A 7,781-nucleotide genomic window follows, 5' to 3' on the forward strand; every position below is an offset into this window, starting at 1 on the left:
GGCGTACGGAGCCGGGGGCGGCGGCGGTACGGCGCCGGGCTGCTGGGCGTACGGGTTGCCGTCGACCGGCTGCGGCTGCGCAGGCGCCTGTGCCTCGGGCTGCGGCTGTGGCTGCTGTGGTGGCGTGGCTGACTGGCTCATGACAGAGATCCCCCCACGGGATGCGAAGACAGGAAAGGCGAAGCAGAGATGCGCGCGCACGGATATGCAACAGCTGTGCGACGAGTGTGGGGAGATTAGCAGGTCGACGTAGCCCTGCCACCAGTCGTTTTCGTGCTCAGAGCCGGTGTGCCGCCCCGGTCGGTGTCGCCCCGCGCGTGTCCAGCAGCAACTGCGCCTTCACCGACAGGCCTTGGAGGTCGTACGTCCGGTGCTGCTGGAGCAGGATCGTCAGGTCGGCGTCGGCCGCCGCCTCGTAGAGGGAGTCCGCGCGGGGGACCGGGCGGTCCAGGACGCTCCAGGACGGGATGTGGGGGTCGTGGTAGCTGACGGAGGCGCCGAGTTCCATCAAGCGGATCGCGATCTCCTGGGCGGGGGTGGCCTGTTGGTCGGCAAGGTCGGCCTTGTAGGTGACGCCGAGGAGGAGGACGCGGGCCCCGCGCGCGGACTTGCCGTGTTCGTTGAGGAGCGTGGCGGCGCGCTGGATGACGTAGCGGGGCATCTGGTTGTTGACCTGCTGGGCGAGTTCGACCATGCGGAGCGGGCGACCGCCGTGTGCCGTCAGGTCCTGGGGGACGGCGTGACCGCCGACGCCGGGGCCGGGGCGGAAGGCCTGGAAGCCGAACGGCTTGGTCTCCGCGCAGCGGATGACGTCCCAGAGGTCGACGCCCAAGTCGTGGCACAGGACGGCCATTTCGTTGACGAGGGCGATGTTGACGTGCCGGAAGTTGGTCTCCAGGAGCTGCACGGTTTCCGCTTCGCGAAGGCCACGCGCGCGTACCACCTTGTCGGTGAGACGACCGTAGAAGGCGGCGGCCGATTCCGTGCAGGCCGGAGTCAGGCCGCCGATCACCTTGGGGGTGTTGGCCGGGGTGAAGTCGCGGTTGCCGGGGTCGACGCGGCTGGGGGAGTAGGCGAGGTGGAAGTCGCGGCCCGCGCGGAGGCCCGATCCCTCTTCGAGGAGGGGGCGGAGGAAGTCCTCGGTGGTGCCGGGGTGCACCGGCGACTCCAGGATCACCGTGGTGTGCGGGCGCAGGTGGGCCGCGAGGGCGCGGGCGGCCGTCTCCACCTGGCTGAGGTCGAGGCCGCCGTCGGCGTCCGGGGGTGTCGGCGCGCAGATCACGGCGGTGCGTACGCGGCCGAGCTCGGCGGGGTTGGTGGCCGGCCGGAAGCCCCCCGAGAGCATCCGGCGCAGTTCGGCGGGGCTGAGGGAGCCGGCCTCGGGGCCGGTCTTGAAGCCGACCGTGGCGATACCGGCGGCGACAGCGGCCTGGGCCAGGGGCAGGCCGAGAGGACCGAGTCCGATGACGGCGAGATCTGCGGGCATGGCGTGGGCCGTCCTTCCCAATAACCGAAGTGGGACAGATAACCGAAGTGGGACAGGTGCGCAAGCCCTGTGGACAGAACGAGCGAGCGCAATGTCAGACTAGGAGTAAATATGACCGTTATGCGGGATTGGACGGCTGTGTTTTTCGGCAGTCCTGTGATTGTTGTCCACAGGCTGGGGGCGAGTGGTGGCTGAAGTCGGGCAACCCGGTCAGAATTTGGGCAGGAGGGATACGAACCGGGCTTCGCCGAACGGGTGCGGCCGGCGCTACCGATAGCGGGAGGCAGCGGTGAGGACAGCGACACTGGGTCCGGCGCAGCGGGCCGAGGCACTGGCGGGAATGGCCGAGCGGGAATTGGATGTGCTCGTCGTGGGCGCAGGAGTGGTCGGCGCGGGCACCGCCCTGGACGCCGTGACACGCGGCCTGTCCACGGGACTGGTCGAGGCGCGCGACTGGGCGTCCGGCACATCGAGCAGGTCGAGCAAGCTGATCCACGGCGGCCTGCGCTACCTGGAGATGCTCGACTTCGCGCTCGTCCGCGAGGCCCTGAAGGAACGCGGACTGCTCCTGGAGCGGCTCGCCCCGCACCTTGTGAAGCCCGTGGCGTTCCTGTACCCGCTCCAGCACAAGGGCTGGGAGCGCCTCTACGCCGGCTCGGGCGTCGCGCTCTACGACGCGATGTCCATGGCCCGCGCGCACGGCCGCGGCCTGCCCACCCACCGCCATCTGAGCCGCCGTCACGCCCTGCGCGTGGCGCCCGCCTTGAAGAAGGACGCCCTGGTCGGGGCGTTGCAGTACTACGACGCCCAGATGGACGACGCCCGCTATGTGGCCACTTTGGTGCGCACGGCGTCGTCGTACGGCGCGAAGGTCGCCAACCGCGCGCGCGTGACCGGGTTCCTCCGCGAGGGCGAGCGTGTGGTCGGCGCCAAAGTGGAGGACGTCGAGGCGGGCGGCGAGTACGAGATCCGCGCGAAGCAGATCGTGAACGCCACGGGCGTGTGGACCGACGACACCCAGGCCATGGTCGGCGAGCGCGGACAGTTCCACGTCCGCGCCTCCAAGGGCATCCACCTGGTCGTCCCCAAGGACCGCATCAACTCCAGCAGCGGACTGATCCTGCGCACCGAGAAGTCCGTGCTGTTCGTCATCCCCTGGGGCCGGCACTGGATCGTTGGCACCACCGACACCGACTGGGACCTCGACAAGGCCCACCCGGCGGCGTCCAGCGCCGACATCGACTACCTGCTGGAACATGTGAACTCAGTGCTCGCCGTGCCGCTGACGCGCGATGACGTCCAGGGTGTGTACGCGGGTCTACGGCCCCTGCTGGCCGGCGAGTCGGACGCCACCAGCAAGCTGTCGCGCGAGCACACCGTGGCGCATCCGGTGCCGGGGCTCGTCGTCGTGGCGGGCGGCAAGTACACGACGTACCGGGTGATGGCCAAGGACGCGGTGGACGAGGCGGTGCACGGGCTCGACATGCGGGTCGCCGAGTGCGTCACCGAGGACGTGCCGCTGCTGGGCGCGGAGGGCTACCGGGCGCTGTGGAACGCGCGAGCGCGGATCGCCGCACAGACCGGCATCCATGTGGTGCGCGTGGAGCACCTGCTGAACCGTTTCGGGTCGATGGCGGAAGAGGTCCTCGACCTCATCGCCAAGGACCCCACGCTGGGCGAACCCCTCCAGGCCGCCGACGACTATCTGCGCGCCGAGGTCGTCTACGCCGCCTCGCACGAGGGCGCACGGCACCTGGACGACGTGCTGACCCGCCGCACCCGCATCTCGATCGAGACCTTCGACCGGGGTACGCGCAGCGCCCGCGAGGCCGCCGAGCTGATGGCACCGGTGCTCGGCTGGGACAAGGACCAGATCGAGCGCGAGGTCGAGCACTACGAGAAGCGGGTGGAGGCCGAGCGCGAGTCGCAACGCCAGCCCGACGACCTGACGGCGGACGCGGCGCGGTTGGGAGCGCCGGACATCGCGCCGCTTTAGCCGACTGAAACTCCGCGGGGTGCCGTCGGCTTCACTCGAACGAGTGTCGCGAGCTGGGATCTTTGTCCGGAACCCGACCGTTCTACGAGGTGCGGGGGCAGAACTCGGCAGCGAGCAGGGCCGGTTCGAGACCGGGGTCTGCGATCTCGCTCGTGTTCACCCGGAAGGTGAGGACATGACGGCCGTCGACGGTGGCTGCGGTGCGCACGTAGCTGCCCGAGATCCGGCCGTTGTGCCCCCACACCGTGGTGCCGCACGGGAGTCTCACCGGAAACAGCCCCATGCCGTACGAGCCGTGTGCGGTACGGGTGTTGAGCATCTCGCGCAGCCAGCGCGAGGGCAGTAGTCCGCCGCCGAGCAGGGCCGAGTAGAAGCGGTCCAGATCGGCGAGCGTGGTCACCAGCTCGCCCGCGGCGCCGGCCACCCGCGGGTCGAGATCGGTGACGTCGGAGCCGTCGGCGGCGTAGGCGCGGCCGTGCGGCGAGGGAAGAGTGGTGCGGGAGCCCGGGAAGGAGGTGCCCGTCAGACGCAGCGGAGCGATGATGCGGCGCTCGGCCTCGGTGGCGTACGAGCGGCCGGTGACCTGCCGGATGACCAGGCCGAGCAGAACGTAGTTGGTGTTCGAGTAGGAGAAGCGGCCTCGATCGGCCGGAGGGTGGGTGAGAGCGATACGGACGGCCGCAAGAGGTGACACGGGGATCGTGCCCCCGGTGACCGCGGTGAAGTCGTACAGGCCGCTGGTGTGGGTGAGCAGGGAACGCAGGGTCAGCGCGCGCCCGTCGTTGCCCGCTCCGCGCACCAGGCCCGGCAGGTGCTGCTCCACCGTGTCGGACAGGGACAGCCGGTGTTCGGCGGCCAGTTGGAGGACCACCGTCGCGATGAAGGTCTTCGTGATGCTGCCGGCGCGGAAGTGGTCGGCACGGCTGATGCCTGTTCCGGCCTGCGCGTAATCGGTGCCGGCCTGTGCGCGGTCCGCTCCGCTCGATGCGCGGCCGGTCCCGGCCGGTGCGTGGTCGGCTCCGGCCTGTGCGTACTCCGTCCCGCCCGGTGCGGAGCCAGACCCCGTTCCGTCGAGGGCCAGCAATGCCGCGCCGGGGGCTTCGCCCCGTGTGACCAGCAGTGGGACCAGGGTATTTGGGGTCGATGCCGCGCCGGCCCGGGAGGCGGGCGGGGACAGGCACAGGAGCGCCAGGGACACCGGAATGGCCAGCAGTGTCCGAGGGATGGGCATCGCGAACCTCCGTTCTCGACGGTCATCCTGCCCGGCTTGGCTGTGTGACCTGCGCCGGATATCCGACGGGATGTGCTGGGGGTGCGCGGCGAGAGGCCCCCTGGGCGTTGGGCACTTGTTCGGTGGGGGACAATGGAGGCTCTGTCAGGGCGGGTTGCATGAGGGGACGCATGTCGGAGGCGGAGCGGGCGGGGACATCCCGTCAGGACACTCGTCGGGACAAGAACGAGCGTCTTCTCGCCGGGCGGTACCGGTTGGGAGAAGTGCTCGGCCGCGGAGGCATGGGCACGGTGTGGCGTGCCGAGGACGAAACCCTGGGCCGGACGGTCGCTGTCAAGGAGCTGCGGTTCCCGTCCAGCATCGACGAGGACGAGAAACGGCGGCTGATCACACGGACGTTGCGCGAGGCCAAGGCCATCGCGCGCATCCGCAACACCAGCGCGGTGACGGTCTACGACGTGGTCGACGAGGACGACCGGCCCTGGATCGTCATGGAGTTGGTCGAGGGCAAGTCGCTCGCCGAGGCCATCCGGGAGGACGGCCTGCTCGAACCGCGGCGCGCGGCGGAGGTCGGGCTCGCGATACTCGACGTCCTGCGGTCCGCGCACCGCGAGGGCATCCTGCACCGCGACGTGAAGCCGTCGAACGTGCTGATCGCCGAGGACGGCCGGGTCGTGCTCACCGACTTCGGCATCGCGCAGGTCGAGGGCGACCCGTCGATCACCTCCACCGGCATGCTCGTCGGCGCGCCCTCGTACATCTCCCCGGAGCGGGCCCGCGGGCACAAGCCGGGCCCGGCGGCCGACATGTGGTCGCTCGGCGGCCTGCTGTACGCGGCGGTCGAGGGCGCACCGCCGTACGACAAGGGTTCCGCGATCGCCACGCTCACCGCGGTGATGACCGAGCCGCTGGAGGAGCCGAAGAACGCCGGGCCGTTGAAGGACGTCATCTACGGCCTGTTGAACAAGGACCCCGCCCAGCGTCTCGACGACGCCGGTGCCCGGGCGATGCTCAACGCGGTGATCCACGCGCCCGAGCCCAGGGCGGCCGAGCCGGAGCCGGTGCCACCGGCGGACGCGACGAGGGTGGTGCCGCTGCCTGTGCAGCCGGGGCCCGCGGAGTCCGGTGGCAAGAAGAGTGGTGGCGGGAGCGGGAGTTCGGGTCCTTCGGCGGGGGCCGAGCGGTTGCGTGGGGCGTTGCGGTCCATGCGGAAGGCCGCGGGGGGTTCGGCGGGGGCCGGGGCCGCCACTTCGGCGGCTGCGGGTTCGAGTGCGGCTGCGGGTTCGGCTACGAGTCCAGGTCCCGGTACGAGTGCCGGTCCCGGTACGGGTTCGGGTTCTGGGGCGACTTCAACTCCCGTTGCGGGCAAGCCGGGTGGCTCGGGTGCCGGTGCCGGCGCGGCTGTTGCCGGGACCGGTGCGGCCGGCCCGGTGAGCGCTTCGGGCAAGAGTGGCTCGGGTACCTCGGGGGCCGGTGGCTCCAGTGGTGCGAAGGGCGCGGCGGCTGCCGGTGCTGGTGCTGGGCCTGTGGGTTCCGGGTCTGCCGGCTCAGGGTCTGTTGATGCCGGTCCTCGGACGCCCGGGGTGCCTTCGGCTCGGTCGGGGGGTGCTTCGGGTTCGGCGACCCGTTCCGGGACGTCGGCCGGTTCGGGAGCGGGTGCCGCGGCCGGAGCGGCGGCGAAGGCCGCTGCGTCGGACTCGGGTACGCGTGACCTGGGTGTGCAGGCGTCGGGTCTGCGGGAGCCGGGTCTGCGTGACTCCGGTGCCAAGGACCCTGGTGCCAAGGACCCCGGTGCGACGCACGAGGTGGGTGCGCGGGGGGCCAACTCGGGTTCGGGTGGGCGGAGTTCCGGGTGGCCCGTGATGACGCCGCCGGATCTGCCGCCGCGGCCCGTGCCGAGGGCGCCGATCACTGATGTGGTGCCGAAGCGGACCTTGGTGATCATCGCGGTGGTCGTCGTGCTCGCGGTGATCGGTGTGGTGCTGGCGTTCACGCTCGGCGGCGGTGACGACAGCGGCTCGAAGGGGTCGAAGAAGAACGGCAGCGGCAAGGCGGTCGCCAGCGCGAGCGCGAGTGCGAGCGGCGGAACCGGCACGAAGAAGGACGACAGCGACACGGCGAGCTCGGGCGGTGCGCAGGCCGGCTCCTCGTCGGCGGCGTCGGCTTCGGGCGGCACGTCGACGTCCTCCGGTACGAGCGCGTCCGGCGGGAGCGGTGACGAGACGGACGGCTCCTCGGACGGCGCCGCGGTCGTGAAGACGTACAAGGGAAGCCAGGGGTTCTCCATAGGCCTGCCCGCCGGATGGTCGTACCAGTCGACGGACTCCGCCGGAGTCCGGTTGGTCGGCCCCGACGGGCAGAAGCTGCTGATCGCCTGGACCAGTACGCCGAAGGGTGATCCGGTGGCGGACTGGAAGAACCAGGAGCAGTACATGACGCGCTCCGGGTACACACGGATCCGAATAGAGAAGGTGGACTACCGGAGCTGGAACACGGCCGACTGGGAGTTCACCTACACGGACGGCGGGACGAAGTACCGGACCATCGACCGCGGGTTCGTCGTCAACGGCCATCTCGGTTATGCGCTCATGTACACCGCGAAAGACGCCAATTGGGACAGCGCGCTGCGTAAGGACACCTGGACGACGTTGACGAAGACGTTCGAACCGAAGTCGTGAGGCGGGTGGGTTCGGGTTTGGCGCGCCAGATCCGTCAACCCCTCTTTGTGGGTTGCCTCCGGCACGTATCGTGAGTGGTTGCGGACCGTACGCATCCAGGTATGCAGGCGGAACGGGGCGCAAAACGAACGGAATTGACCAACCGGGCGGCCGGGGGAGGCAACGTGGACGACTATGCGGGTCGGGTACTCGCCGACCGCTACCGCCTGCCGCTGCCGCCCTCCGACGAGTACGAACTGACCGAGACCCGGGCCTTCGACACCTACAGCGGGCAGGAAGTCCTGGTGCGCCAGGTGCCGTTGCCGGAGGTCGTCGAGGCGGAGGTGCTCGGCGAGGACGGGCTGCCCGACGGGTTCACGGCGCGCGACCGGGGGGCACTGCGGCCGGCCG

At 70.5% G+C, this 7,781-nt stretch carries 5 protein-coding genes; 3 read left to right on the forward strand and 2 right to left on the reverse strand.

The window, feature by feature from the left end:
- Nucleotides 1–277: 277 nt before the first annotated feature.
- On the reverse strand, nucleotides 278–1,486 hold the full coding sequence (locus R6V09_RS40635) for a nucleotide sugar dehydrogenase (protein ID WP_200716293.1): 1,209 nt from the start codon (nucleotides 1,484–1,486) through the stop codon (nucleotides 278–280).
- Nucleotides 1,487–1,775: 289 nt separating this feature from the next.
- On the opposite strand from R6V09_RS40635, the gene R6V09_RS40640 reads away from it, so the two are divergent.
- Complete coding sequence (locus R6V09_RS40640) at nucleotides 1,776–3,482, forward strand: glycerol-3-phosphate dehydrogenase/oxidase (RefSeq protein WP_317886513.1); 1,707 nt, start codon at nucleotides 1,776–1,778, stop codon at nucleotides 3,480–3,482.
- Between the two features lie 82 nt (nucleotides 3,483–3,564).
- Here R6V09_RS40640 and R6V09_RS40645 read toward each other — a convergent pair whose 3' ends face one another.
- Nucleotides 3,565–4,713: a serine hydrolase domain-containing protein gene (locus R6V09_RS40645; protein WP_317886514.1), complete on the reverse strand. Its 1,149-nt coding sequence runs from the start codon at nucleotides 4,711–4,713 to the stop codon at nucleotides 3,565–3,567.
- A 170-nt stretch (nucleotides 4,714–4,883) separates the two neighbouring features.
- Here R6V09_RS40645 and R6V09_RS40650 point away from each other — a divergent pair, with 170 nt between their 5' ends.
- Both R6V09_RS40650 and R6V09_RS40655 read left to right on the forward strand, forming a co-directional pair.
- Nucleotides 4,884–7,391, forward strand: a complete 2,508-nt coding sequence (locus tag R6V09_RS40650; protein ID WP_317886516.1) for a serine/threonine-protein kinase — start codon at nucleotides 4,884–4,886, stop codon at nucleotides 7,389–7,391.
- A 134-nt stretch (nucleotides 7,392–7,525) separates the two neighbouring features.
- Nucleotides 7,526–7,781: hypothetical protein (locus R6V09_RS40655; protein ID WP_442810237.1), on the forward strand; the 256-nt coding region annotated here is incomplete at its 3' end.

Origin of the sequence: Streptomyces sp. W16 (assembly GCF_033194735.1) — a bacterium.
Classification (GTDB): domain Bacteria; phylum Actinomycetota; class Actinomycetes; order Streptomycetales; family Streptomycetaceae; genus Streptomyces.